This window comes from Paenibacillus thailandensis (assembly GCF_042685365.1).
Taxonomy (GTDB): domain Bacteria; phylum Bacillota; class Bacilli; order Paenibacillales; family Paenibacillaceae; genus Paenibacillus_AP; species Paenibacillus_AP thailandensis.
In genome coordinates, this window is record NZ_JBHUMY010000038.1 from 151,970 (window position 1) to 177,677 (window position 25,708).

Consider the following 25,708-nt stretch of genomic DNA (forward strand, 5'->3'; position numbering starts at 1 on the left):
GCAGCTTCGCTTGCCTGTACCGATCAGGCTGCGAAGCTGCTGCCGGACCCGCGCATCATGTCCGTTCGGCCCCGCGCATCTCCCGCAGACGTTCCGCGTCGGCTTCAGCCTTCAGCCGGTATTCATGCGGCGAGACCCCTTCCAATTCCTTGAACACCCGCGAAAAATGCTTCACGCTTTCGAATCCGACGGCGCTGCCGATGTCGGCCAGCTTCATGCCGCTTTTTTGCAGCAGCTCCTTGGCTTTGGAGACCCGAAGCTTTTTTAAATAAACGACAAAATTGTCGCCGGTATACGCTTTAAACGCCTCGCTGAAATACGAATAATTAAGCGAAACGTAATTGCTGACTATCGCCATATTGAGCGGCTTGCCGTAGTTTTGCTCCATGTAGGCGACGGCCGCCTTCATCTCGTGATGTCCGCCGTGCGCCGAGCGAATGCTTTGAATATATTCGTCCACGCTGAGCAGCAAGTGCTCCAGGCTCCGGAAATAGGCATGAAAGCTGCCGAAATTGTCCATCGAGCCTGCTTTGCGGTACAGCTTCAAGATTTCGACCATCGAATCCCCGTACATGCGGAACACTTCGTCGAGCACCCGCTCGTTCATCCGCTTGCCGGCCAGCTCCAAGTAACGGACATCGACATGCGGCATATCCCCGATATGAAAAACCTGCTGCAGCAGCGCTTTTATTTCGCGCCCGCGCCCGGTGCCGAGCAAGTTGCCCAGCTTCTTGATTTCTTCATCCGGCATCGGATACATGCGGGGTTCTCCCTGGATATCCGTATAATTCATCAGCCGAACGCTCGGAAGCATAAAGGTGTAGCTTAACGCCAAGAGCGCCTGGCGATACCCGGCCCGGATATCTTCGATCCGGGAGCCCTCTCCGCTTACGCCCATGTACAGGCCGTCCAGCTCCCGCTCCGCAAACAGGCGAACCAGCTCTTCGAATGGGCCGTCCGGGCTGCCGAGGAGCACCAGCTTTCCCCCTCCGTCCCGAACGCAGGCGCTGATTGTCCCGTTCGCTCGGACTATCCCTTTCTCCACGAGCCGCTGCAATTCATCCTGCGGCATCGAATGGCCGTCTTCGTCTTTATATTTCAGCACGGCTACCCGGAACGGCTTCACATACGATTCGAAGCCGATCGCTTCCGCAGCGGACCGGACGTCTAGAGGCATGTCATCGGGCTGCTCCAGCAGCTCCTTAAGACGGTGGGATTGCAGCTGCCGAAGATACAGATCCGAAGCGGCCATGCGGCTGTTCAAGTCGGCTTGCCGAAGAAGCGCCTCTTCCGTTTTCCGCAGCGCCGCGAACAGCTCCTCCCGGCGGATCGGCTTCAGCAAATATTCCTTCACCTGATATTTGATCGCCGCCTTCGCGTATTCGAAATCGTCGTATCCACTCAAAATGAGAACAACGGGCTTGCTGCCCTCCGACCCCTCCGATTCCGCGAGCGCTTCGATGAGGCGAATGCCGTCCATGACGGGCATCCGGATGTCCGTCACGACAATATCGGCCGGCTGCTCGCGGTAACGGTCCAACGCCTCCTGCCCTTGCGCGGCCGTGCGAATTTCGTACATGTCCGGAAACTCCCGCTCGATCATCGTTTTCAGGCCGTTCCGGATATTTTTCTCGTCATCCACAATTAACAAGCTTCTCAAGTCCGCCGCCTCCTCCCGTCATGAGAACCTTCGGGTACGTGATCGTTACCCGCGTATACTCTCCCTCTTGGCTGCTTAGCTCAAGACCGTAATCGCTGCCGTAAAACAGCCGGATCCGCTGATGCACATTGCGAAGCCCGATGCCTCCCGCCGGCCGCTCGCCGGGAGCGTTGACGGCAATCGATACATCCTCGTTCTTAACCGAGCGGATCCATTCGTTCAATCTGCCAAGCCGGTACGGCTCGATCCCGATTCCGTTGTCCGCGACCTGGATCGTCACCCGCTCCTCCCCGCAGTCGGCAATGCCGATGGCAATCCGCTTCTCCCGCTCGGCCGCCGTGTCCGGCCAAGCATGTTTGACCGCGTTTTCCACGACGGGCTGAAGCGACATCTTCAGCACTTCAAGCTCCATCCATTCGGGAGGAATATGAAGCTCGAGCCGGACCGGTTCGTCAAACCGGATGTTCATCACATCGATATAATTGCGGATATGCCGTATCTCGTCCTTCAGCTTCACATATTCGCCGGACCACTTGAAATTGTAGCGCATCATTCCGCCGAGCGAAGTGAGCGCGTCCGAGATCGCCCGTTGACCTTCGATTTCGGCCATCATTTTAATATTTTCGAGCGTATTGTACAGAAAATGCGAATCGATCTGGCTGTGGAGCGTCCGCAGCTCCGCTTCCTTCGTCACCGCTTGCTTCCGGATGCCCTGCGCGATCAGCTCGTTGATCGTCCGGATCAGCTTGTTGAAATGATGCGCAAGCTCGCCGACTTCGCCGCCGCCATGGATGACAATGCCCGACGTCGCCTCTCCTTTGCGCACTTTCTTCATCGCTTCCGTCAACCGGCGCAAGTTTTTCAGAATAAAGGAGTTCATATAATACGTAATGACGGACAAGGCCATGATGAGCGCGATGTTGGCGGCGATAATCTGCTTCTGCGCTTTCGAGACGTTGTTTAACGCCCCTTCGAGGGAAACGACGTTCAGCACATGCGCATGAAGCCTTTCCATCGGCGCGGCAATGAGCAGATAAGGCGTTCCGCCGACATCGAATCGGGCATGGATCGTGGCATCCGGTTCCTTGCCGCCGGCCTGCCGCAGCAGCTTGCGGAATTGCGCTTCGACCTCTTCCCGAAGCCCTTCGTGGCCCGACATGAACGTCTGGCCCCGGTCCATGAAAAACCGGCCGTCGCGGTCCGCGATAATCATCTGGGAGCCCGTATCGCGAATGCCCGCAAACGTCTTGGGGGCAAAGTGCTTGAGCGGCATATCGACTTGAATGATGCCGCCGTAATCGATTTGGCGTATGAGGGATATTTTGGGCTGCTCCTCGGATCCGTCCGCAGCGAAACGCCGCAGGATATCGGGATCGCGCTCGCTGAACACCCACAATTCCTTTCCTTCCAACGCTTTCGCTTCCCGATACCACGGCTCCCCTGCGATGCGGCTTTCCTTGAACAGCACCGGCCACATCTCCGTGACGCGCTCATTATTCGAGTACATCCGGAGGTGGGCGATGTTCGGATTGTTCGTTTGAATAAGCTGAATATCCTTGATCGGCCCCCAGGCCAAACCGATCAAAGCGGCCGGGTCAAGCTCCTCCTCGACCTGAAAATAGTCCCGGATCTCCTGGTTCGATATCGCCAGCTGGGCCGCGATTTCGATCGCTTCGATCTGGCTGAGCATGTTCATCCTTTCGATTTCCAGCAGGAACGTATGCTGCTTGAGCGCATCGCGAATATACGTGTCCCGGATTTGCTGAAAAAAATAATTGGACACAAGAATGCTTGGAATAAGCAAAATGACGATATAAGCGGCGACCAGCCGGCTTTGCATCGATCTGCGCCCGAGCCAGTACCGAAAGGACGAACCTATCGACTTCAATCGTTTCCGCAAGCTGCAACCCTTCCCCCGGATACGCCAAAAGGCACCCCGCAAACGGAAATTCCGCATCGGGGTACCTTTGGCCATTTTTGCCTGCAATATAAGTTGAACTTATGATCAATAGCCATTTCATTCTCGCTCGCAAGAGAATTCCCTTTCTCCATTTCAATAGGCTATGCCAAGATGTTTATTTGTTCAACTTATATTTTTCTCTTCTATTTAATAAACTCCGCGAGCTTTGCGACGTTCTCCTCGTATTGCTTCTGCCGGTACGCCTCCACCTTCGCGAAGCCGAGCGACTCGCGTTTGGCGAGGTAATCGTTCCATATTTCGTCGAACTCGGCCTCGGATTTGGCGAGAAGCAGCTTCGGCAGCACTTTGCCCCACTCGGTTTTCACCTTGTCGTTCATAATGCCTTCCTCGGAGCTTCCGACCGGATCCAGCTGGTCGAATTGCGAGAAGCTGTGCGCCTTGCCGCGGGTCCAATCCTCCATTTGCTTGAACGGCTCTACCGCCGGAGGGGCCCAAGCCGGGGTGACGTTCGTATCCATCAGCATCCAGAACGTATGCGACGCGCCGTATTTTTTATCGAACGAGCCCCGGTCGCTGTTCAGCAGCGCCGCCACTTCCGGAAGGAACTGGTCTTTCCCGTCGATCGTATCCCAGGTGACGCCTTTTTTGCCGAGGAACGTATCCCGCTGTCCTTCTTCGGAAATGAGATAATCGAGGAAGCGGATTGCGCGCGCTTTGTCCTTGACGTTTTTGGAAATTAACGTTACCGTCCAGCCGGAGATGGAAGGGCCGGACAATGTCGGCTGATCCAGATTGGCGTTGGCCGGTCCGTCGACCGCGATATAAACGGAATTCGGATCGTTAGCGTACAGCACGTTCTGCTGGTTCGCCATGTCGCTGCGCTGGTACAGCATCGCGAAATACCGGCCCTGTGCGATTTTCTCCTCCATTTGCGGCCGTTTGTCGACGAAGATGTCCTTGGACAGCAGCCCTTTTTCGTTCGCGAGGCGAAGCGTCTTCAGCCATTTCACGTATTCGGGATCGGTCGAACGGTCATACAGCTTGCCGTCCTTCTCCTGCGGAATGGCCAGGAAGTTCTGAAGATAACCTTCCAGCGAGTAGTTGCCCTTCTCGTGGAAGTCGTGCAAGCCAAACGGAATAAGCGGCTGGCCGTTGACGTCCGGAAACTTTTGTTTCGCATCCTCAAGCGCTTTCAGAAATCCTTCCGGCGTGCGCATATCCGGCTTGCCCAGCGCCTCGTACATATCCTTGCGGACGAGGAACGTTTGGTTCGACGTAATGTTGTCGCCGAATTTCTCGTAATCCTTCGGCGACGACGATGCGTTCGGATAGCCGTAAATATTGCCGTCCTCCTGCGTATACCACGATACTTTCGCCGGATCGGTCACTTTGTAGAAATAGGGGTCGTATTGGTCGGCCAGCTCGTTCAGCGGAAGCACGAGGCCGCCTTCGATCATTTTTTTGACCGCGTCCTCGCTCCAGCCAAGCGTGATGAAATCCGGCAAGGAGCCCGAAGCGATCATCGTGTTCATCTTCTCCGTCTCGTTGCCTGCCGGCACGATGAAATTAACGTTAACCCCCGTCTTTTCCGTTACGTATTGGGAAGTGATGTCTTCCCCCCATTTGTTCGGGAACCAGGCGAAGTTGATATACCAGTCGAACGTAATAGGCGAAGTGTCCGCTTTCCAGCCCGGATCGTCCTGCGTCAGCTTGGCGGTTTCGGCGGGAGGCGATTCCTTCGGCGGTTCGCTCTCCGCCGGGGCGTTATTGCCCGCGGACGAGCAAGCCGCCGTTACAACCATAAGGAGAGCGAGCAGGAACGGCAGAACGTTTTTGGCCTTCAACAATGAACTCATTTGATTATCCCCTTTTCTCATCGAAATTTAGCCTTTGATCGAACCGATCATCATGCCTTTCACAAAATAACGCTGCAAAAACGGATAAACGAATACGATCGGCAATGTCGTTACGACCATGGTCGCCATTTTGATCGATTGCGAAGTGACCGTCTTGGCGATGCCGCCCGGCACCTGCGCCATCATCTGGTTCGAGCTGGACTGGGCGATCACCTTGTACAGATACGTTTGAATCGGCTGCTTATCCGCATTGTTAATGTAAATGACGCCCGTGAAATAATCGTTCCATTGATACACCCCGTGAAACAAGGCGATAGTGGCAACGACCGGCATCGATACCGGCAGGACGACCTTCAGAAAGATGGACCAGTCGTTGGCGCCGTCGATTTTGGCCGCTTCCTCCAGACCGTCCGGAATATCGCGGAAGAAGGTCATGAAGATGATCAGATCAAAAAAGCTGAACATGACGGGAACGATATAAACGAGAAAGCTGTCCAGCATATGCAAATCTTTGATGAGCAAATAGGTCGGAATAAGGCCGCCGCCGAAAAACATCGTAATCGTGCCCAGCAAAATGTACAGCTTGCCGCCGATCAGCCCTCTGCGGGAAAAAGCGTAAGCCACCATCGCCGTAAACAAAACATGCACGACGACGCCGATAACCGTCTTGGCCGCCGTTATTCCCATCGCCGTCATAATGCCGGAGCTTTGGAATACGGCCTCGAAGTTCTGGAGGCTGAATTGCCGCGGCCACCAGTAAATGCCTCCGCGCATCGCATCCTGCCCGTCGTTGAACGCGTTGACAAGCACGAACCAGATCGGGTAGAGCATCAGAAAGCAGATGACCAGCATGCCGAAGCCGTTAAATAGATCGAAGAGCGCTTCGCCTTTTGTTTTGCGTTTGAACATGTTCGTTTCCCGGCCCCCCTTCTGTCAAGCTGAAACGACTTTGTCGTCCTGGTCATAAGACGAGCCGTTTCGGCGAGAAATATAAACGATTTAACCAGGCAAATTTATAAATCCTTATCGTTTAAAATAACGAGGTATCGTTCAGCTTTTTCGTTACCCGGTTGGCGATGAGCAGCAATACGATGGCGATGACCGACTTGAACAGGGCGACGGCCTGCGCATAGGAGTAACGCCCGTTCTGCATCCCGGTATGATAGACGTAAATATCGATGACGTTGCTAGCGCTTTCATTCAGCGAATTGCGGAGCACCAAAATTTGATCGAAGTTGGAGTTCAGCACGCCGCCGACGGCCAAAATAAACAGGATGGAAATGGTCGCCTTAATGCCCGGCAGCGTAATATACCACATCTTCTGGAATCGGCCCGCTCCGTCGATGGTTGCGGCCTCGTACATTTCCGGCGAGAGGCTTGCGATGGCCGCCAAATAAATGATCGCGGACCAGCCCAGTTCCTTCCAAATATCCGATGCGATGACGATGCCCCAGAAATATTTCGGCTCGGCCAAATACGTGATCGGCTCGTCGATAAGATGCAGGGCGAGCAGCAGCTTGTTGATGACGCCGACATCGGCCAGCCAAGTCATCAGGATGCCCCCGAGAATAACCCAGGAGAGGAAGTGAGGCAAATACGAGATCGTCTGGATCGCTCTCTTATAGCGGAACGACCGGATTTCGTTCAGAAACAACGCGAACAGGACAGGGAGCGGAAAACCGATGAACAGCTTCAGCAGGCTGATGCCCAGCGTATTCCTCATCACGTTCGCAAACGCTTCGTCGCCGAAAAACTCCTTGAAATGAGCCAGTCCAACCCAAGGCGCTTCGCCGATGGACCGGATAATGTTGAATTCTTTAAAAGCGATAATGACGCCGTACATCGGAATATAGTTGAAAACGATCATCCAGGCGACGCCAAGCAACGCCATCATTTGCAGATGCCGCTGGGCGTAAAGCTTGCTCAGCCACCTCCTTCGGACAAGCTTATAGGATGGATGCGGCTCTGCCGATGAGCCGGTTCCGGCACCGGCGCCGGCGGCGGCAACACCGGTTCCGGCTTTGGCAGCGCCGGCTTTAGCGGCAGCGCCGGCTCCGGCATTAGCGGCCGCATCGCCATGGTTGGGCGGAATGGGCATAACGTTGACCTCCCGGCTGTTGTCTCAAGTTTTGTAAACCCTTTCATCTATAGCTCTATTGTAATGGCGGTCGATGACATTGGTAAGGTTTCAAATTTCGTATCCGGGGGATAAATTTTCGGGTCAAAAACGGGGCAAGAAAGTTTTTCCCTTCTTCCCATCGATATCCCAACTGCTCAGGAGCCTTTCAAATTCTCTCGGCCGTATGTCAGCTGCTCAGAACTTTTCACGTTCTTCTCTGCTGTATCCCAACCGCTCAGAACTTTTCACGTTCCTCTCATCCATATCCCAACTGCTCAGGAACCCTTCAAATTCTCTCGGCCGTACCCCAACCGCTCAGAACTTTTCACGTTCGTCTCATCCATATCCCAACTGCTCAGGAACCCTTCAAATTCTCTCGGCCGTATCCCAACCGCTCAGAACTTTTCACGTTCTTCTCTGCCGTATCCCGACTGCTCAGGCCCTTCATGCTCCTCTCTGCTTTATCCCGACTACTCAGTCTTTCTCTTTTCCTCGCTTGATCTCACGATCCCTATTCGCTCAAAAAGTTTTTATTCTCCTACTTCCCAATAACCGTTTGATCTCACCACCCCACGCTTCTCCTGAGCGAATGGGATATTGACCAAAAAAAACGCTGGAAGGGCTGTTGGCTTACGCTGAGCCTCACCAGGGCTCCCTGAGCTAGTGGGATATCGACCAAAAGAACGCAGGAAGGCTGTTGGCTTACGCCGAGCCTCACCACCGGCTCCCTGAGCTAGTGGGATATCGACCACAAGAATGCAGGAAGGCTGTTGGCTTACGCTGAGCCTCACCAGGGCTCCCTGAGCTAGTGGGATATCGACCAAAAGAACGCAGGAAGGGCTGTTTACTGACGCCGAGCCTCACCAGCGGCTCTCTGAGCTAGTGGAATATCGACCACAAGAATGCAGGAAGGGCTGTTGGCTTACGTTGAGCCTCACCAGCGGCTCTCTGAGCTAGTGGGATATCGACCACAAGGAGCCGCAAAGGCGGTGTTGCTGCAGGATGACTCTCCTTCACCACTTCTGCCAAGCAAACGAGATTCCGCCCTAAGCAGTAATAATATCAGACAGCCAATAAAAAACCGGGGCAACGGCTAAACAGCCGCTGCCCCGGTTTCATGCGCGCATTTATTGGGTTACCTCTTTCTCCATGCATACAAGCCATATGCCAGGCCCGACTTCCATTCTTCCATTCAACTGAAAGCCGTAGCGTTCATATAGCCGAATAGCCGGCACGTTCCGCTCGCCGGTCGTTAAAGTAAACCGTGTCGCGCCCGTCTCTTGCCTAAGCGCATCTTCCAATAAAGCGGACCCGATCCCTTGGCGGATAAAAGCGGGGTCCACGGCCAAACGGCTAATCGTTACTTCGCCGGAGCCTTCGCCTTCCAGAGCGATAATGCCGGCTAGCCGGTCCCCGGCGTAATATCCGCGGAACCGCTCCTCGCTTTGCTGCAGCTGCTCCTCCGTTTCATGCAGCGGCGGAATGCCGTCGAAGCCGATTAAGTCGGCTTCGATCCGGTATGCGAGCCGCTGCAGCCGGACGACCGCTTCGGCGGTTGTCCGGTCCTGTACGTTTAAATTCGCAATCAAATTTCTTCACCTATGTTTCATTAATCTAGTTGGAGAGGCGCAAGGCCTAACGGCAGCGGAGCCGGCTTGCGGCAATCGCTCGTCATAACGTACCGCTCGCCGCTTTCCGCCGCTACATGGATGCCGACCATCGCCTCCAGAACATGGTACGCCAGTTCTCCGCTGGCCCGATGGGCTCGCCCTGTCATAATGGCCTTGGCCATGTCCGCCGCTCCGATTCCCCGCGAGTTTTCCGTATTCGGGAAAGCCGGAGGAACGTCGAACCATTCCTTGGAGCCCGCCCGCCTTAGCCGGACATTGCCGCCGAAATTGTTCGGGTTCGGAACTTGAACCGTTCCTTCGCTGCCGTGAATTTCAATCAAAGGCAGCTCCGAGCCGCCTTTAATGTCGAAGCTGGTCACGATCGTGCCGATCGGCCCCTCGGCAAATTCCAGCAATCCCGCAACGTGGGTCGGCACCTCCACTTGAATCTTTTCGCCGTATTTGGGCGCGCTTGTAATCGTACGCTCCGGGTACGAGATGCGAGTCGATCCGCTAACCTTGGCGATCGGTCCGAGCAGCGCGACAAGCGCCGTCAAATAGTACGGCCCCATGTCAAACATCGGACCGCCGCCGCGCTGATAATAAAAGGCCGGATCCGGATGCCAAGTCTCGTGGCCGCCCGACATCATAAAGGCCGTTGCGGATACCGGCGTTCCGATCCAGCCGTCCGCAATCACTTTAATGGCGGTTTGAATGCCGCCGCCGAGGAAGGTGTCCGGCGCGCAGCCGACACGAAGCCCTTTGGCTGCCGCAAGCTCCATCACCTTGCGCCCCTCTTCCAGCGTAACGCCAAGCGGCTTCTCGACGTATACGTGCTTGCCGGCCTCAAGCGCCTGCATGCTGACCGACGCATGGGCTTGCGGAATGGTTAAATTGATAATCATGCCGATCTCCGGATCGGCAAGCAGTTCCTCTACCGAGCCGCCGCGTATGCCGTATTCGTCAGCTTTGGCAAGCGCCCGCTCCACATTCAGATCGGCACAAGCGACAACCTCCGCCGCCTCGAATTTCGAACCGTTCTGCAAATAAATCGAGCTAATATTGCCGGTGCCGATAATCCCAACCTTGATTTTATCCAACCTGAATCGCTCCTCGCTCCAAGTACTGTTTGCCGTCTGCATGCGTCTTTATTGATGGCGCGCAATCGCCCGCCGACCTTCCCCATACGCTCCCGTCTTTTGCCGTGCGGCGCTACAGCTGGCTGTCGCCCATTCCCGAATAGGCCGGTTGGCCGGAAGCTCCGCCCGCAAGCCGCGCAGCGGCTTGCTTGCCTTCCGCGCACCAGAGGAACCCTCTCCGCATCAGCTCCGTAACCGAAGGCATTGCAATGATGTTCGCCTGATGTCCCAGCGAGTTGTAATAAACGCGGCCAAGCCCCCACCGCTTCGTCCATACGACCGGCATATCTACGGGGCCGTTCGGGGAATGAGGTCCCGGGACAGTTGGAAATCTCGTTGTAGCCAGCACTTCAATAGCCGGATCGACATGAAGGTAATATTGCTCGGAGTGAACCGTAAAGTCTTCGATCCCGTCCGTCAGCGGGCTTGAGCCCTTCTTGACGTTTACGACATATTCCACAAGATCGTTGCCCGGATGAGCGACCCACTGCCCGCCGGTCATAAACTGCCAGTCGACGTTCTCGCGGAACGCATCGCACATGCCGCCGTGGCAGCCCGCGATTCCGACGCCGCTTTGTACGGCCTCCGATACGTTTTTGACCAGCTCCTTTTCGATCCGTCCCATCGTCCATACCGGAACAATCAGATCAAGCTGCTTCAGCTTCTCCCCGTCCGCGAACGCCTCCAGCGTATCGGACACTTCAACCTCGAAGCCTTCCTGCTCCAGCGTCTGGCGGAACAGCTCGCTTACCTCCTTCGGCTGATGGCCTTCCCAGCCGCCTTGCACGATCAAAGCTTTGCGCATCCTGCTGCAGCTCCTCTCTCGTCATCCATTTTTATTGTTACAGCTCCATATTACAGCTCCGACACCGACACCCAGCGCCGTTCGGCGATGGACCGGTCAACCGCCTCCAGCACCTCCTGGCACCGGACGCCGTCAACGAAGCTCGGCGTAGGCTGGCGGTCTTCCGCGAAGGCCGTCATCAGTTCCAGCACCTCATGCGTAAACGTATGCTCGTAGCCGATCGTATGCCCGGCCGGCCACCAGGCATCCATGTACGCGTGCGCCGCATCGGTCGCCAGCACCCGGCGGAAGCCCTGCACGTCGGCGGCGTCTTCCGTAAAGTACACCTCAAGCTCGTTCATCCGTTCGAAATCGAACTTGATGCTGCCTTTGCTGCCGTTAATTTCAAAAGCGTTCGTACACCGGTGTCCGGCCGCAAACCGGGTGGCCTCGAAGCTGCCCAGCGCGCCTCCTTCGAAACGGGCCATAAACAACGTTGCGTCGTCGACGGTTACGGGCCCCCGCTCTCCGCCGGCGCTGCCGCTTGCGCTCAGCCCGGTCATCGAACCCGGAAGCGGACGTTCCTTGACGAACGTTTCGTTCATGCCGATAACTTCCTTGAACTCGCCGACCAGGAACCGGGCAAGGTCGATCGAATGCGCGCCCAGATCCCCTAGCGATCCCGAGCCCGCCACATCTTTCTGCAGCCGCCATACAAGCGGAAACTCCGGATCGATAATCCAATCCTGCAGGAACACCGCCCGGATGTGATAAATCTGGCCGATCCGCCCTTCCGCGATAAGCTTCTTCGCAAGCTGAACCGCCGGAGCGAAACGGTAGTTGAAGCCGATCATATGCTTTACTCCCGCGCGTTCGGCAGCGTCCAGCATCTCTCTGGCGTCCGCCAAAGACAAGGCCAGAGGCTTCTCGCAGAACAGATGCTTGCCCGCTTCCGCCGCCGCGATCGCAATCTGCTTGTGCGCGTCGCTCGGAGCGTTAATGTCGATCAGATCGATGTCGTCTCTTGCGATCAGCTTGCGCCAATCCGTCTCGGCATCCTCCCAGCCGAATTGCGCGCGCGCCGCTTCCAGCGCCGCCGCATCGCGGCCGCATATCGCCTTCATTTCCGGACGGAGCGAAGCCGGGAAGAACATCGGCAGCGCCCGGTACGCGTTGCTGTGCGCCTTGCCCATGAATTTGTAGCCAACCATGCCCACTCGAATCGTGCTCATCTTTATTCCGCCTTTCTATTTATTATTTATTGAACCTGAAGTACAGGATGAATCGCGAATGACCAGCGATACGGGAAGAACCGCCGATTCCGGACGGCCCGCCTCCTCATCCAGCAGCAGCTCCGCTGCCTTTTGCCCCATCTCGTAAAAAGGGACCGATACCGTCGTAAGCCGCGGATGTACGATGCGGGAGCCGTCGGAATCGTCATAACCGACAACGGCAACGTCGCACCCCGCCTCGACGCCATGCTCGCGCAAGCCGTTGACAAGCCCGATCGCCATCCGGTCGTTGGCGGCGAAGACGGCGTCGATCCGTCCGAGCTTCACCTGCTCGGCGATCGAAGGCGATGCGGCGTAGCCGCTTTTGCTGCTGTAGTTGCCTATGAACAACCGTTCCCGGTCGATTTCCAAGCCGCCCTCCAAATGCGCTTTGACATAGCCGGCGTAACGGTCCCCGCTGTTGGAATAGGTCTCGGGTCCGTTCATCATCGCGATTCGCCGGAACCCCCTGACGATCAGATGGCGTACCGCCTCATAGCTGCCCGCCCGGTGATCCGCGTCGACGGACAAATACCCTTCCTCGTCGAACCGCTGATTGACCAGACAGAACGGGAAGCCCTCCGCATGAAGCTCGGCAAGCGCCTCCCGCTCTTCCGGGGTGTTCTGCGCGCCTAATATGATGCAGGCGTCGATTTTCCGCATCCGAAACAGCTTCGCATAATCCGGAGGACCGTTCCTGTCCCGGAAAATTAGAAGCAGATCATAGCTCAAGCGCCCTGCCGCCTCTCCGATGCCGCTTAATATTTCAGAAAAATAATAGGTAGAAAATAGATGAACCTTCGGTACAAACGGCAAAATAACGCCGATGTTGCCGCTCTTGCGTTTCGCGAACTGCCGCGCGATCGAGCTCGGCACATAACCGAGCCGCTCCGCCGCCTCGCGGACCTTGCGGCGCGTTTCCTCTTTAATCGGGCCAACGCCGTTTAACACCCGCGATACGGTCGCTTCGGAGACGCCGGCAAGCTTCGCCACTTCTTTTCTGCTCGTTATTTCGGAAGCCTCCTTTATGGATCGTATAGTTGGCTCATCGCCACGAAAAGCTTTATTGTCAATCCGTTAAGACAGCGCTTTCTGTACACGCGTACATTATGGCATGGAAGCCGCTTCCTGTCAATCGAGATTCATAATCGAATTTTTTTATCGCGGAGCCGGCATGGAAAGCCGGTGCACCTCATAAGGTGTAAATGTGAATGAAAAGGAATGAAAGAATAACTAGGTACAAAGAACCAATATGGGAATTATCCAATAGAATTAACAAAAATTCGTTGTCAAAATAGTAAAAACTATGTAGAATGACGAATAGAAATCGAACAAAGGAGAATCAATGGATGGAATTCAACATCGGACAAAAGAGCCAGCTTGACGCGCGCGAGCTGCTGCTTCTTGACCAGGAAGTCAAACACCGCGGAAAAAACATGGTCATCGCTTATGTGCTGTGGTATTTTCTCGGCATCTTAGGCGGTCACCGTTTTTATATGGGGCGTATCGGTTCTGCTGTAGCGCAGCTGATCCTTTCTCTGACGGTAATCGGATTAATTGTAACTTCCATTTGGTGGATCGTAGACGCCTTCCTTCTTCATACGATGGTTAAAGACAAGAACCGTGAAGTCGAGCAGCAAGTACTGCATGAAATTTTCATCAACCGTCCGCCTGCGCCAAACTCTTTCTAGAGGTAAGCCATGAACAAATCGGATTTGACGTTAAACGAATTAATGGTATTTAATTCGGAACTGCGCAATAACGAGAAATCGGCGGCGGTTGCCTATTTGCTTCTGATAGGCGGTCATCTGGGCGCCCATCGCTTCTACTTAAAGAGAACCGGCACGGCCATCGTGCAGCTTATATTGTTCGTCGTTGCGACGCTCGGCTATTTCTGCATGGCGATCGCATCCGAATTCGACAATATCGCGGCGATAGCCGCAAGCGTCATCTTATTTGCCGTTCCGGCACTGATTTTGTTCGTTTGGGTAATCGTGGACCTGTTCCTCATGTCCAGAATGGTGCGGGAATACAATCAGAAAATAGAAGACGATCTGCTGAAGCAAATAATCGCCTATCGCCGCAACTAATCGCGAAAGCACAGATCATACAATTCAGTTGCTTTTAAAAAAAGCCGACCCTTTCGGGCCGGCTTTTTTTCGTTTATGTTACCAACGCGCTGTAAGCGCTCTGAGATCGTCGATCCGAAGCACGCCACCTTTAAGGCTGCGTCTCCAAAAATTTTGCCGTCGGATTTTTTTCCATGGCCGTCCGCATAGCGTATTCGTTCTCGAACAACGCCACATAATTGCCTTTCTTGTCTTTCACAAGCGTGGAGTTGATGCGGAATTTGCCCGGATCGATCTGTTCGTCCACGATCCATCTCGCCGCCTGAAAGCTCATACGCTGCAGCTGGATTTCGACGCCGTATTCGGCGCGCATCCGATGCTCGAACACTTCAAACTGCAGCTGTCCTACGACGCCAAGAATCGTTTCCTCGATGCTTCCGATCGAATGGAACACTTGGATCGTGCCTTCCTCCGTCAGCTGATCGAGCCCTTTTTGATATTGCTTGTGCTTAAGAGCGTTCTTCACCGTCACCTTGGCGAAAATTTCCGGCGGGAACGTCGGAAGCTCGTCGAACACAATGTTGCCGCCTTGCGCCAGCGAATCCCCGATCCGGAAAATACCCGGGTCAAACAAGCCGATAATGTCGCCCGGATATGCAACGTCCACAATATCCCGGTCTTGCGCCAGAAACTGCTGCGGCTGCGACAGCTTAATCTCTTTGCCCGCTCTTACATGCCGAACGCTCATGCCGCGTTCGAACCGCCCCGAGCAAATCCGGAGGAAAGCGATCCGGTCGCGGTGCGCCGGATTCATGTTGGCCTGAATTTTGAACACGTATCCGCTGAATTTATCGCTCGTCGGCTCCACCGGACCGTCCAGGCTGTTCCGCGGCGTCGGCTTGGGAGCGAGCTGCAGGAAGTTCTCGAGGAACGTCTGAACCCCGAAATTGTTCACCGCGCTCCCGAAAAAGACAGGCGTCAGTTCGCCGGCCCGCACTTTATCGAAGTCGAACGGATCGCCGGCCACGTCAAGCAGCTCCAAATCCTGCACAAGCTGGTCATGCAGAAACTCGCCGGCCATTTCCCGAATGACGTTGTCGTTGTAATCCTCTACCGGGCGAACTTGGATCGTCGTATGGTCGTCGCCCTGAAACAGCTCGACCTGTTTTTTCATCCGGTCGTATACGCCGCACAAATCGCGTCCCATCCCGATCGGCCAGTTCATCGGCACGGACCGGATGCCCAGCACCTGCTCCAATTCTTCCATCAGATCAAAAGGATTTTTCCCTTCGCGGTCCAGCTTGTTGATGAACGTAAAAATCGGAATGCCGCGTTTGCGGCAAACTTGGAACAGCTTGATCGTTTGCGCTTCGACGCCTTTCGCCACGTCGATCAGCATGACCGCGCTGTCGGCTGCCGTCAGCGTACGATACGTATCTTCGCTGAAGTCTTGGTGGCCCGGCGTATCGAGAATGTTGACGCGGTGGCCGTTATAATCGAATTGCATTACGCTGGACGTAACCGAAATGCCGCGCTGCTTTTCGATTTCCATCCAGTCGGACGTAGCGTGCCGACTCGCTTTCCTTGCTTTGACCGTGCCCGCCAGGCGAATCGCTCCGCCGAAGAGCAGCAGCTTTTCCGTCAGCGTCGTTTTGCCCGCGTCCGGGTGAGAAATAATCGCGAAGGTACGTCGCTTGTCGACTTCCTTCTGAATTTCGGTTTGCAATGTTTGACTCATTCTAGACTTCCCTTCTATCATAGCTGTCCTGATTATATCAGGACATGAACTTTCTTGTTAACAGCAGTGTGCCGGCTTCACCTAAATCGGCGAGCCGGCTTCCGCGATGCCGCTGTACGGACGAACGATTGCCCGTTAACGGCGTATTCGGTTTCACTTCAACGTTGCGACCGCCACCTATGCGGTCGCTCGTCCTCGTAAAGCGTGCATCGATGGAGCATTGCTCATTTTCCGCTGTTGGAAACCCAAATTACATTGTCTTCTTCCTGACCGTTAACCGGCCACCAATGAAAGCCGTCGGCTGCAAGCAGCTTGTCGGCCGCTTCCGGCCCCCAAGAGCCGGCCGGATACATATGCAGGTCGTCCTGCGATTCCTTCCATGCCGCGGCGATACGGTCGACGAATTCCCAAGCCTGCGCCACTTCGTCCCAGCGCGTAAAATAAGTCGAATCGCCGCGAACGGCGTCATGGATCAGCCGCTCGTAAGCCTCAGGCGTATTCAAGCCGATCTGGCAGCTTTGGCAGAACTCCATCGCGACCGGCTGAACTTCATTGTCCGCCCCCGGCGTTTTGGCGTTTACTTTAATATATATGCCTTCCATCGGATTGACGCGAATAACAAGCAAATTCGGCGAAAGATCGTGCCGCTGCGCGAAGAGGACGTTCTGCGGCATCGACTTGAACTCGATGACGACTTCGGTCGTTTTGACCGGCAGCCGTTTGCCCGTGCGGATATAGAACGGCACGCCCGCCCAACGGAAGTTGTCGACCGCTACTTTTGCCGCCAAATACGTTTCGGTGGTCGATTCCGGATTGACCGAATCCTCCTCTCGGTAGGCCGGCAGCTCCGTGCCTTTCACCACGCCGCTCGTATATTGGCCGCGAATGACGTTCGCCCGCACTTCCTCGCTTGTGGCGTAAGGGCGCAGCGACCGCAGCACCTTGACCTTCTCGTCGCGGATATGCTCGCCGTTCAAGCTGCTTGGCGGCTCCATCGCGATCATCGTAAGCATCTGCAGCATGTGGTTCTGCGTCATATCGCGCAAAGCGCCGGATTTATCGTAATAACCGCCGCGGTCCTCGACGCCGACCGTCTCGGACAACGTAATTTGCACGTTGGCGATATAATTGTTGTTCCACAATGGCTCGAAGAACGCGTTCGCGAAACGGATGACTTGAATGTTCTGCACCATTTCCTTGCCCAGGTAATGGTCGATGCGGAATATTTCTTCTTCCTTGAAAACCTGGCTTAACTCATTGTTCAGCTCTTGCGCGGATGGAAGATCGTAACCGAACGGTTTCTCGATGATGACGCGCGTCCAGCCTTTCGCTTCGAGCATGCCGCTGTCCCGCAAATTAAACGAAACCGGGCCGAATAACGAAGGGGCCAGCGCCAAATAAAACAGCCTGTTGTCCGGAATGTCGAATTTCCGGTTCAGCTCGTCCGTCAGCTTGTTCAGCTCACGGAACGCATCCACGTTATTGATATCCAGGGGCATGTATTCGAAATGCTCGGCAAAACGGTTCCACAGTTCAGTGTCGTCCACTTTATATCGGCAAAACTCGACGATCGACTCGTATACGTCCTGGCGGAACTGCTCGTTCGCCCGGGAACGTCTTGCAAGTCCCACGACGGCGAAGTTTTCCGTCAGCTTTCCTTCTTTATACAGACTGAACAGGGCGGGAAACAATTTGCGTTTCGCCAAATCGCCTGTCGCTCCAAACAAATAATAAACTGCACCTTGCGCGGGTATCAATTCCGATTGGATGGCCTGGTTCATCTCTTCCATCTTCCCCTATTTTATTATTGTTTTTTCGAAGGCATTGTCTTATGTAGTGTAGCATATCCATTTTGACTTCGCTATTATCGGCCCCATAAAAAAAACTAATCCTTTTCCAAAAAAGAGCTGATTCTACGGCGCCTCAACCGTACTGTAATCTCCCGTTATAAGGGGGACGCCGACGATGATGCTCCATTCCCCGTTATCGGTTCGTTGGTATCGGGCGATTTGCAGATTGGCGGCCCTGCCTTCGCCCACCTTAACGTACGATTGAAGCTTGGAGGCGTAATAAACGACGCTTTCCGTGCCGTTGTCCTCGTACCGTTCGACCTCGCGCGCCTGAGCGAGAGCGGCCGCTTTATCCGCCGCCCGCTTCTCCCCGGATGATCCTCTTGCCGATACCGTGCCGGTGTAGCTGACCCCCTGCTCGCGAAATCCAACGGCGGCCTGTTCCACGGCGTCTTTAAACGCTTCGCCGTCAACGTTGCCCGCCGCAACTGTCCGTAGCAGGACAAGAAAGCGGCTTGCTTCGCCTTCTTCCGGCTCCGGCAAGGCATGAATGGATAGCTCGGCCGTTCCGTCCAGCACGGACACCGTAACGGAATCGCCTTCTCCTGCATATAGGTTATCCGTTTTGGCGCCGTTATTGCGTATCAGCAGGCCCAATATTTTTTCCAGCGTCAATCGGCTGGTTTCATCCGTAACGTCAAAGCGTACGGTCCACTCGGCGTTACGGGCTCCGCCGGCGTAGATTTGATCCGCCCACTCCAACAGCAAGGCCGTATCATGGGACAGGGAATCGGCATAAGCGTTCGCTTCCTTTTCCGCATTCGGCTGAATTAACGCCCATCCGGCGCACACCGCCAGCAAAGCTGCGGCGATCAGTACGGCAGCGCGGTTCCGGTTCGCGGCGGCGGCTTTAAGCTTGTCCATCGCGATTCGCTCCTTTACGAACAAGGTTGGGTGTTTGACCATACGCGAAAGCCTGTGGGTGAATAGACTGTTGGAAGAATAAAGCAACCATTGGTGGAGGTGTGTTCGCCTGTATGCTTGAATACCTGTTTCCGCTTGAGGACTGGATTGTCAGGCGATATATCGGGCGTCCCGTTAGAGTAACCATGCAGGACGGCGCCGTCTATTCCGGAATATTGACCTATGCGCGCAACGGCGTCATAGGCTTGAACGGCGGAGGCGAAGAATACGAGCGTGAAGAAAGGCGGGACGTTTTCATTCAAAATGCGAAACCGTCCTCAAGGAAGAAAAAAGCGTTCGCTCAAGATAAGAAGAAGAAGAAAAAGAAACAAAATAAAGAACAGGAGCAGGCGGACGTTAAGCGGTTTTACCCGTTTGACCCTGCCGATTACGAATCTCCGCTCGCTTCGGAAAACGAAAGAACGTCCGGAAGAAGACGCCGTCGCAGACGATCTGATGCATCTTCCGGCGGAAGATCCGGCGAAACGTCCGGAAGAAGTTTTGACGTAATGTACGGAAGAACATCCGGAAGAGTCGGAGGCAGAACGGCTCGCCGCTCAAACGGAAGCTGCATCGGCTGCTCCGACGGCATTCCGACGGAAGCCGCCGCCAACGCGGAACGCAACCGGCGCCGCAACCGCCTGAGGCCGGACCGGCCGGCTCCGTGGAGGCATCCGTTCCGCAATCCCGTGACGCTGCGAACGGAGGACATCGGCTTTTTGCTTGTTTTCGCTTAGTTACTGCCTAGTTTACCTGTTAAGATCGAGCAGGCGGACCGTACGGCACTTTCTCATTCCGCAAGACCGTGCTTATGAGCATAGATGGCCGCCTGCGTTCGATCCTCTACCCCCAACTTATTAAAAATGTTCGTAATATGGAACTTGACTGTTTTCACGCCGATAAAAAGATTATCCGCAATTTCCTGGTTGGACATCCCTTTGGCGACTTGCTTCAACACGTCCATCTCGCGTTCGGTCAGCACTTCATGCGCAGCCGCTTGGCGCGTTTCCTTCGGCTGGCGGAGCCGGTTCATCATTTTGGCCGCCACTTGGGATTCCAGCACCGATTGTCCTCTCACGGCCGCTCTTATTGCCTGGGCAATTTCCGCTGCGCGCGAGGTCTTCAGCAAATAGCTGAACGCTCCGGCTTCAATGACCGGATACAGCTTGCTGTCGTCGATGAAGCTCGTCAGTACGATCACCTTGCAATCGGGCAAAATTTCGAGCAGCTTTGCCGTCGTTTCGACGCCGTCCATCCCCTCCATAACCAGATCCATTAAGACAACATCCGGTTTATAGGCTTGCGCCAGTCTAAGCCCCTCATAGCCGTTGCTTGCTTCGCCGACGACCTCTATGCCTTCCTCCGTATCCAGCACGGCCGCGAGGCCGATCCGAACCATCTCGTGATCGTCAACAAGCAGCACCTTAATAGGCTGTTGACCTTCCGTTCCGTTTGTACCGCTCAATTTTAAGAACTCCTTTCTCTCACATTATTTTACCGCAGGCCCGTCCAGGGGCAATCTGATTTTAATGACCGTTCCCTCGCCCGGACGCGATGCCATAGTCATCGTCCCGCCAAGCTCGACAACGCGTTCCTCCATCGTGAGCAAGCCGTAAGAGGTTTGCTTCTTCGCTTCCAAATCAAAGCCGATCCCCGTATCTCGAAGCATCATGAACAGCTCCTTGTCTTCCCGCTTGAGCACGATTTCCATCCGGTCGGCTTTGGCATGACGCAGCGTATTGGACAAAGCCTCCTGGACGATCCGAAACAGATGATCTTCCGCTTCCGGCCTAAGCACGATCGATTCGTCTACCTCGAGCAGGATATCCATCGGGATCTTTTGCTTCAGCTCGTCGACCAAGGCGTTCAGCGCTTGGGCCAGCGTCTTGCCGTCCAGATGGACCGGCCGCAAATGCAATAGCAATGCCCGCATCTCCGATTGGGCGACCGCAGCCATCTCCTCGATCAGGTGCACCTGCCGGCGAGCCCTTTCCCAATCTCGCTCGATCGTTCTGCTGACGGCGGTAGCCGTCATCGAGATGGCGAACAGCTGCTGACTTACCGCGTCGTGCAATTCCCGGGCCAGTCTTTGCCGTTCTTCGATCACCGCGGTAAACTTTACTTTCTCCTTCCATATTTCATCGACAGGCTCTTCCCCGGCGTAGACTTCTTCGTTCTCTTTGGCCGCCCCTCCAAGCGTTACCCGGATCGGCTTTTTCGCAACCTGCTCGGATAGACGCTTCAACGATTGCTTCAGCTTGAAATTTTGCAAATAGCTGAATATAGCCGCAACCGCCAGTCCGGCTCCAATAACCGTCAACACCGCAAGAGCGGCTTTGCCTTGAAGCGTGATAAGCTCTATGTAACCAATCGCCTGCAAAACGATGACGACAAGGCCAACGATAATAAGCAGCCACAATATCGTTTCCGTCAGGATGCGTCTGGCCGCTTCTTTATTTTGCCCGCCGGCTTGTTCATGCTTCTCCATTATCCGCCTTCACCCTTTCGCTCTCCATTATAACATGCTCCAGATGAAGCCAATAATGGAAAAAATCCAAAAAGGTTCTCATTTGCCGTCCAAGCACCTCCGGGCAAATTAAACCTGCCTAAAAAACCGTAAACTCGAACAAAGAGCAGACCGGCTTCCGGTCCGCCCTTTGCGAGTTCGATCGTCTATTATTCCGCTGTATTGCCGCCGCTCAGCTTGTTTTTAAGCGCTTGAAGCTGCTCGTCGACTTTCAGCTGCTTCTCCATATCCGCTTGGCTGTATCCGCCGTTTGCGGAGCTGTACTTGTAAGGCGTGCGAAGCACATCCGCTTCGGCCTCCAGTTGCATGATCTTCTCCTCCATGCGGCTAAATCCGCGAGCGGCCGAACCGCTGTCGAACGTATGGTTCGCCGTCAGCGAAGACATTTGCTTTTGCGCTTTGGCGATTTGCGCTCGGGATACAAGCTCGTTCCGCTTGTTGCGCAGCTGATAAAACTCATCCTTCATCGCATGGAGCTGCTGCGTCAAATCTTCGGCTTGCGCTTTCGCGCTGGCATGAAAGTCCGTATATTCGACAACCTTCTGGTCAAAATAAAGCTTTTCTTCAAGCAGCTTGCGGGCAAGCTCCTCTTGTTCGGCGCGCAATGCCGCTTCCGCTTTGGACTCGCGGTCCGCCGCGCTGCGTACCGCTTCTTCCAAGCGCTGCTTCAGGCGGCGCTCGTTAGCCATTTGCTTGGCAACCGTCACTTCGGCCTGATGAATTTCGGTCTCCATATCCCGGAGATATTGGTTGAGCATAATAACCGGATCTTCGATTTTATCCAGCATTTCGTTTACGCTAGCCTTCGTCATGTCCTTCATTCTTTTGAAAATTCCCATCTTTAAAACTCTCCCTTCTCGTATTTAGCAAGTTTGGCTTTCAATTCTTCGATTTCTTTGCGAAGCGCTTTTTTCTCGAGATCATCCATCATGCTATCGAAATTTCCCGTCGACTGCGGCGTTTCTCCTCCAAACGGCGGGTTTTTATACGCTCCTCCGTAGTTCGGCCCATGGCCGAATTCAGGTCCGTGACCATATCCAGGGCCGTGACCGCCTTTACCGTAGTAGCCGCCGCCCGTTCCGTATTGGTTATAGCCTCCGCCGTAGTTTCCGTAACCGCCGTTATAGCCTCCCGGGCCATAACCTGAAAAATAGTCCGGTTCCTTCGGAATAACGATTCCTGCGAGTATATAAGCGAGGATTGCGGCTCCGCTAGTAAACAACGCCAGAACGATTAACAAGATGCGAAGCAATGTCACGTCTATGTTCAGCATGTCCGATAGGCCGCCGCATATGCCGAACAGCATTTTTTTGCGGCGCGAACGGTACAGTTTCTTCACGGCTTCCAACCTTCCTTCTCAAGCTTGCGTTTTAGTTGCTCCATCTCCTTTTCGATGGCCGTATGAACCGTGTTCCCGATATCGGTGACGAACTCTTGACCCATCCGCCTGATATCGCGCAGGCTCTTGGCTTCGTGCTCCATATCCGAAATCCGGTCCTCCATGCGGCGGAACATCGATCCCGGTTGAATGCCGAGCCCTCCTTCGCTAAAGCGGGCGTTCATACGCTGCTGCAACCGAAGCGATTCCATGCGCGCCGCGTAATATTCGCGCTTGTCGTACACCATCTGGTATTCGCTGCGCATTTCGCGAAGCTGCTCCTCAAGCTCGATCGTATTTTGCCTGCTTTGCTCATACAGCTCGCGGTATTGCGCTGATCGCTCTTCGCAGTTCGCCTTCTCGTGGAGCGCAATTCTCGCCATTTGCTCCTCGCCGGCTTTAAGCGCCGTCAGCGCCTGCTGCTCGCGTTTCTCCTTCTGCTGCTCGGCTTGCAGCCACTGCGCTTTTAAATAGTTGCTATGTGAAGCGTATTGCTGATAAAGCCTTTCCGCTTGAATGATGTCTTCTCTGGTTGCCCACAGAAACTGATCGATCAAGCGAACGGGATCCTCCGCTTTCTCCAAACGGTCGTTTAGCGTGGCGACGGTAATATCGCGCACTCGCCGCATAATACTCATTTAGGCTTCCTCCTTGCTCTATATATCTTATTAGCGAACACTTTTTCCTCTGAACAGCGATACTCCCCATACAATCAAACCGATTGCGATCAGCAGCGTGATGAGACCGGACAGATGTCCAAGCAACAAGAAGCCGCCGATTACGCCCAACACGATTCCGAGACCTCTCCGGTCATATTTCCACGCCAAAACTCCAAAGCCGATAAAGATGAACGGAATAAGGAATTTAAGGACGTCCCGGATGATCCATCCGAGGTGGATTCCGATGAAATCCAACACGATGATGATCCCGATCGCGATAAGCGAAATGCTAAGTATTTTTTTGTTATTCATTTTGACCTATCACCGCCTTTCCATGTAGCAACATAACTTTATTCAAATCGTTGTCTGCTGCCTTCTTGCTTATGTACTTATTCTAGATCATTTTATCAAGAGCCAAAACAGACCTGCGTCGGTTTCTGTACTGGACCTAGGTCGGGGCGCATCCCCAAACTTAAGCTCGTCAAAACTCGAGTCTGCAAACATAAAAAAAAACGCTGATTGCACATGTTGTACAATCAGCGTTCTTGTCATTGTTGTTAGAATGCCGGTGAGAGGACTCGAACCTCCACGGTTTCCCTCACGATTTTGAGTCGCGCGCGTCTGCCAATTCCGCCACACCGGCTTAACAAACAATATGGCGTGCCCTAAGAGATTCGAACTCCTGACCTTTTGATTCGTAGTCAAACGCTCTATCCAGCTGAGCTAAGGGCACAAAATGTAAATGGAGGCGCCACCCAGATTCGAACTGGGGGTAAAGCTTTTGCAGAGCTTTGCCTTACCGCTTGGCTATGGCGCCAAATTGAAGTGGAGCGGACGACGAGATTCGAACTCGCGACCCTCGCCTTGGCAAGGCGATGCTCTACCACTGAGCCACGTCCGCAAATGGCTGGGGATATAGGATTCGAACCTATGCATGACGGAGTCAAAGTCCGTTGCCTTACCGCTTGGCTAATCCCCAAGACCGAATTATTCGAGTGAATATATGGGGCGATCGATGGGACTTGAACCCACGAATGCCGGAGCCACAATCCGGTGCGTTAACCCCTTCGCCACGACCGCCATAGCACTCAAATCATTCAGTTATTCTTCTGGCAGGGGCAGCAGGAATTGAACCCACACTAACGGTTTTGGAGACCGCTGTTCTACCTTTAAACTATGCCCCTAGGTAAACTGGTGGAGGATGATGGATTCGAACCACCGAACTCAGAGAGAACAGATTTACAGTCTGCTGCGTTTGGCCACTTCGCTAATCCTCCACGTGGTGCCGCCGAGAGGACTTGAACCCCCAACCTACTGATTACAAGTCAGTTGCTCTACCAATTGAGCTACAGCGGCGTATTAAGTTATTCATGGTGGCTCGGGACGGAATCGAACCGCCGACACGAGGATTTTCAGTCCTCTGCTCTACCGACTGAGCTACCGAGCCATACGAGCCATAATTGTTATAATGGCGGAGCTGACGGGATTCGAACCCGCGGTCTCCTGCGTGACAGGCAGGCATGTTAGGCCTCTACACCACAGCTCCACATCATATTCTCGGATCATTCCGAAGGTAAAGCTTTGGTTGCGGGGGCAGGATTTGAACCTGCGGCCTTCGGGTTATGAGCCCGACGAGCTACCGGGCTGCTCCACCCCGCGTCAGTTGAAAAACTTTAGATGGTGGAGGGTGAGGGGATCGAACCCCCGACCCTCTGCTTGTAAGGCAGATGCTCTCCCAGCTGAGCTAACCCTCCACATCTTTGGGCGACTTTTATAATATATCACATATGAAGTCGCTTTGCAACATCTTTTTTTTAGAAAAGATGGTGACCCGTAGGGGATTCGAACCCCTGTTACCTCCGTGAAAGGGAGGTGTCTTAACCCCTTGACCAACGGGCCATATGTATGGCAGAGAGGAAGGGATTCGAACCCTCGAGACCCGGTTAGAGCCTACACGATTTCCAATCGTGCTCCTTCGACCACTCGGACACCTCTCTATATATGGCTCCCCGAACAGGACTCGAACCTGTGACAACTCGATTAACAGTCGAGTGCTCTACCGACTGAGCTATCGGGGAATATTATAACTCAAAGCATTGCGCCTTGAAAACCGGATGCGAAAGGAAATGCTTCCATCTTTAGCCGTTTACCCTTGCGGGTATAATTAGGATAAGCCCTCGACCGATTAGTATTCGTCAGCTGCACGCATTGCTGCGCTTCCACC

22 protein-coding genes and 16 tRNA genes are annotated in these 25,708 nt (G+C 54.4%); 3 read left to right on the forward strand and 35 right to left on the reverse strand.

The genetic code is table 11. From position 1 onward, the window contains the following. Positions 1–55: 55 nt before the first annotated feature. From ACFSW5_RS23235 to ACFSW5_RS23280, 10 genes are all read right to left on the reverse strand, one after another. Positions 56–1,660: a response regulator gene (locus ACFSW5_RS23235; RefSeq protein WP_379278678.1), complete on the reverse strand. Its 1,605-nt coding sequence runs from the start codon at positions 1,658–1,660 to the stop codon at positions 56–58. Then, positions 1,635–3,560: a histidine kinase gene (locus ACFSW5_RS23240; protein WP_379278680.1), complete on the reverse strand. Its 1,926-nt coding sequence runs from the start codon at positions 3,558–3,560 to the stop codon at positions 1,635–1,637. The genes ACFSW5_RS23235 and ACFSW5_RS23240 overlap by 26 nt, the downstream gene beginning before the upstream one ends. Before the next feature lie 203 nt (positions 3,561–3,763). Then, positions 3,764–5,437, reverse strand: a complete 1,674-nt coding sequence (locus ACFSW5_RS23245; protein WP_379278682.1) for an extracellular solute-binding protein — start codon at positions 5,435–5,437, stop codon at positions 3,764–3,766. 27 nt (positions 5,438–5,464) lie between these two features. Further along, complete coding sequence (locus tag ACFSW5_RS23250) at positions 5,465–6,346, reverse strand: carbohydrate ABC transporter permease (RefSeq protein ID WP_379278685.1); 882 nt, start codon at positions 6,344–6,346, stop codon at positions 5,465–5,467. A 121-nt stretch (positions 6,347–6,467) separates the two neighbouring features. Further along, positions 6,468–7,535, reverse strand: a complete 1,068-nt coding sequence (locus tag ACFSW5_RS23255) for an ABC transporter permease (protein ID WP_379278688.1) — start codon at positions 7,533–7,535, stop codon at positions 6,468–6,470. 1,148 nt (positions 7,536–8,683) lie between these two features. Continuing rightward, the gene (locus ACFSW5_RS23260) at positions 8,684–9,145 is read right to left on the reverse strand and encodes a GNAT family N-acetyltransferase (RefSeq protein ID WP_379278690.1); all 462 of its coding nucleotides are present in this window, start codon (positions 9,143–9,145) and stop codon (positions 8,684–8,686) included. Positions 9,146–9,165: 20 nt separating this feature from the next. After that, positions 9,166–10,266 (reverse strand): Gfo/Idh/MocA family protein, encoded by a 1,101-nt coding sequence (locus ACFSW5_RS23265; RefSeq protein WP_379278692.1) that lies wholly within the window; start codon positions 10,264–10,266, stop codon positions 9,166–9,168. Positions 10,267–10,378: 112 nt separating this feature from the next. Next, positions 10,379–11,110 carry a ThuA domain-containing protein gene (locus ACFSW5_RS23270; RefSeq protein ID WP_379278695.1) on the reverse strand — a complete coding sequence of 244 codons (732 nt, stop codon included), beginning with the start codon at positions 11,108–11,110 and terminating at the stop codon, positions 10,379–10,381. Between the two features lie 50 nt (positions 11,111–11,160). Further along, on the reverse strand, positions 11,161–12,321 hold the full coding sequence (locus ACFSW5_RS23275; RefSeq protein WP_379278697.1) for a Gfo/Idh/MocA family protein: 1,161 nt from the start codon (positions 12,319–12,321) through the stop codon (positions 11,161–11,163). Positions 12,322–12,336: 15 nt separating this feature from the next. Continuing rightward, positions 12,337–13,353 (reverse strand): LacI family DNA-binding transcriptional regulator, encoded by a 1,017-nt coding sequence (locus ACFSW5_RS23280; protein WP_379278699.1) that lies wholly within the window; start codon positions 13,351–13,353, stop codon positions 12,337–12,339. 356 nt (positions 13,354–13,709) lie between these two features. Between ACFSW5_RS23280 and ACFSW5_RS23285 the strand changes: the two genes are divergently transcribed. Continuing rightward, positions 13,710–14,051 carry a TM2 domain-containing protein gene (locus tag ACFSW5_RS23285; protein WP_379278702.1) on the forward strand — a complete coding sequence of 114 codons (342 nt, stop codon included), beginning with the start codon at positions 13,710–13,712 and terminating at the stop codon, positions 14,049–14,051. A 9-nt stretch (positions 14,052–14,060) separates the two neighbouring features. Next, on the forward strand, positions 14,061–14,450 hold the full coding sequence (locus ACFSW5_RS23290; RefSeq protein WP_379278704.1) for a TM2 domain-containing protein: 390 nt from the start codon (positions 14,061–14,063) through the stop codon (positions 14,448–14,450). A gap of 130 nt (positions 14,451–14,580) precedes the next feature. Here the strand turns inward: ACFSW5_RS23290 and ACFSW5_RS23295 are convergent, their stop codons facing one another. The 3 genes from ACFSW5_RS23295 to ACFSW5_RS23305 all read right to left on the reverse strand — a co-directional run bounded on the left by ACFSW5_RS23295 (position 14,581) and on the right by ACFSW5_RS23305 (position 18,881). Then, complete coding sequence (locus tag ACFSW5_RS23295) at positions 14,581–16,167, reverse strand: peptide chain release factor 3 (protein ID WP_379278707.1); 1,587 nt, start codon at positions 16,165–16,167, stop codon at positions 14,581–14,583. Between the two features lie 224 nt (positions 16,168–16,391). Further along, positions 16,392–17,948, reverse strand: coding sequence for a glucose-6-phosphate dehydrogenase (gene zwf / locus ACFSW5_RS23300; RefSeq protein WP_379278709.1), 1,557 nt, complete (start codon positions 17,946–17,948; stop codon positions 16,392–16,394). A 132-nt stretch (positions 17,949–18,080) separates the two neighbouring features. Further along, complete coding sequence (locus ACFSW5_RS23305) at positions 18,081–18,881, reverse strand: YwmB family TATA-box binding protein (protein ID WP_379278712.1); 801 nt, start codon at positions 18,879–18,881, stop codon at positions 18,081–18,083. Between the two features lie 113 nt (positions 18,882–18,994). Here ACFSW5_RS23305 and ACFSW5_RS23310 point away from each other — a divergent pair, with 113 nt between their 5' ends. Beyond that, positions 18,995–19,657, forward strand: a complete 663-nt coding sequence (locus tag ACFSW5_RS23310; RefSeq protein WP_379278715.1) for a hypothetical protein — start codon at positions 18,995–18,997, stop codon at positions 19,655–19,657. A gap of 53 nt (positions 19,658–19,710) precedes the next feature. Here the strand turns inward: ACFSW5_RS23310 and ACFSW5_RS23315 are convergent, their stop codons facing one another. From ACFSW5_RS23315 to ACFSW5_RS23420, 22 genes are all read right to left on the reverse strand, one after another. Further along, positions 19,711–20,385, reverse strand: a complete 675-nt coding sequence (locus tag ACFSW5_RS23315) for a response regulator (RefSeq protein ID WP_379278719.1) — start codon at positions 20,383–20,385, stop codon at positions 19,711–19,713. A gap of 24 nt (positions 20,386–20,409) precedes the next feature. Continuing rightward, entirely contained in the window at positions 20,410–21,408 is a 999-nt protein-coding gene (locus ACFSW5_RS23320) for a sensor histidine kinase (protein ID WP_379278721.1), read from the reverse strand. Positions 21,409–21,596: 188 nt separating this feature from the next. After that, positions 21,597–22,286, reverse strand: a complete 690-nt coding sequence (locus tag ACFSW5_RS23325) for a PspA/IM30 family protein (RefSeq protein ID WP_379278723.1) — start codon at positions 22,284–22,286, stop codon at positions 21,597–21,599. 2 nt (positions 22,287–22,288) lie between these two features. Beyond that, positions 22,289–22,786 (reverse strand): PspC domain-containing protein, encoded by a 498-nt coding sequence (locus ACFSW5_RS23330; protein ID WP_379278725.1) that lies wholly within the window; start codon positions 22,784–22,786, stop codon positions 22,289–22,291. Next, positions 22,783–23,463: a PspA/IM30 family protein gene (locus ACFSW5_RS23335; RefSeq protein WP_379278728.1), complete on the reverse strand. Its 681-nt coding sequence runs from the start codon at positions 23,461–23,463 to the stop codon at positions 22,783–22,785. Before ACFSW5_RS23335 ends, ACFSW5_RS23330 begins: the two co-directional genes overlap by 4 nt. A gap of 30 nt (positions 23,464–23,493) precedes the next feature. Beyond that, positions 23,494–23,796 (reverse strand): LiaF transmembrane domain-containing protein, encoded by a 303-nt coding sequence (locus tag ACFSW5_RS23340; protein ID WP_379278731.1) that lies wholly within the window; start codon positions 23,794–23,796, stop codon positions 23,494–23,496. Positions 23,797–24,047: 251 nt separating this feature from the next. Next, positions 24,048–24,127, reverse strand: a tRNA-Leu gene (locus ACFSW5_RS23345). Between the two features lie 13 nt (positions 24,128–24,140). After that, positions 24,141–24,217, reverse strand: a tRNA-Arg gene (locus ACFSW5_RS23350). A 10-nt stretch (positions 24,218–24,227) separates the two neighbouring features. Then, positions 24,228–24,301: transfer RNA gene (locus tag ACFSW5_RS23355), tRNA-Cys, on the reverse strand. A 9-nt stretch (positions 24,302–24,310) separates the two neighbouring features. After that, positions 24,311–24,385 (reverse strand) — tRNA-Gly (locus ACFSW5_RS23360). A 3-nt stretch (positions 24,386–24,388) separates the two neighbouring features. Next, positions 24,389–24,463: transfer RNA gene (locus ACFSW5_RS23365), tRNA-Gln, on the reverse strand. Positions 24,464–24,488: 25 nt separating this feature from the next. After that, positions 24,489–24,564: transfer RNA gene (locus tag ACFSW5_RS23370), tRNA-His, on the reverse strand. A 30-nt stretch (positions 24,565–24,594) separates the two neighbouring features. Next, a tRNA-Trp gene (locus ACFSW5_RS23375) sits at positions 24,595–24,668 on the reverse strand. Between the two features lie 8 nt (positions 24,669–24,676). Then, a tRNA-Tyr gene (locus ACFSW5_RS23380) sits at positions 24,677–24,761 on the reverse strand. Between the two features lie 3 nt (positions 24,762–24,764). Beyond that, positions 24,765–24,840 (reverse strand) — tRNA-Thr (locus ACFSW5_RS23385). Positions 24,841–24,855: 15 nt separating this feature from the next. Then, positions 24,856–24,931 (reverse strand) — tRNA-Phe (locus ACFSW5_RS23390). 22 nt (positions 24,932–24,953) lie between these two features. After that, positions 24,954–25,030, reverse strand: a tRNA-Asp gene (locus ACFSW5_RS23395). Positions 25,031–25,066: 36 nt separating this feature from the next. Continuing rightward, a tRNA-Met gene (locus ACFSW5_RS23400) sits at positions 25,067–25,143 on the reverse strand. A 19-nt stretch (positions 25,144–25,162) separates the two neighbouring features. After that, a tRNA-Val gene (locus ACFSW5_RS23405) sits at positions 25,163–25,238 on the reverse strand. Between the two features lie 70 nt (positions 25,239–25,308). After that, positions 25,309–25,383 (reverse strand) — tRNA-Glu (locus tag ACFSW5_RS23410). 7 nt (positions 25,384–25,390) lie between these two features. Beyond that, a tRNA-Ser gene (locus ACFSW5_RS23415) sits at positions 25,391–25,481 on the reverse strand. A gap of 5 nt (positions 25,482–25,486) precedes the next feature. Next, a tRNA-Asn gene (locus ACFSW5_RS23420) sits at positions 25,487–25,562 on the reverse strand. Between the last annotated feature and the right edge of the window lie 146 nt (positions 25,563–25,708).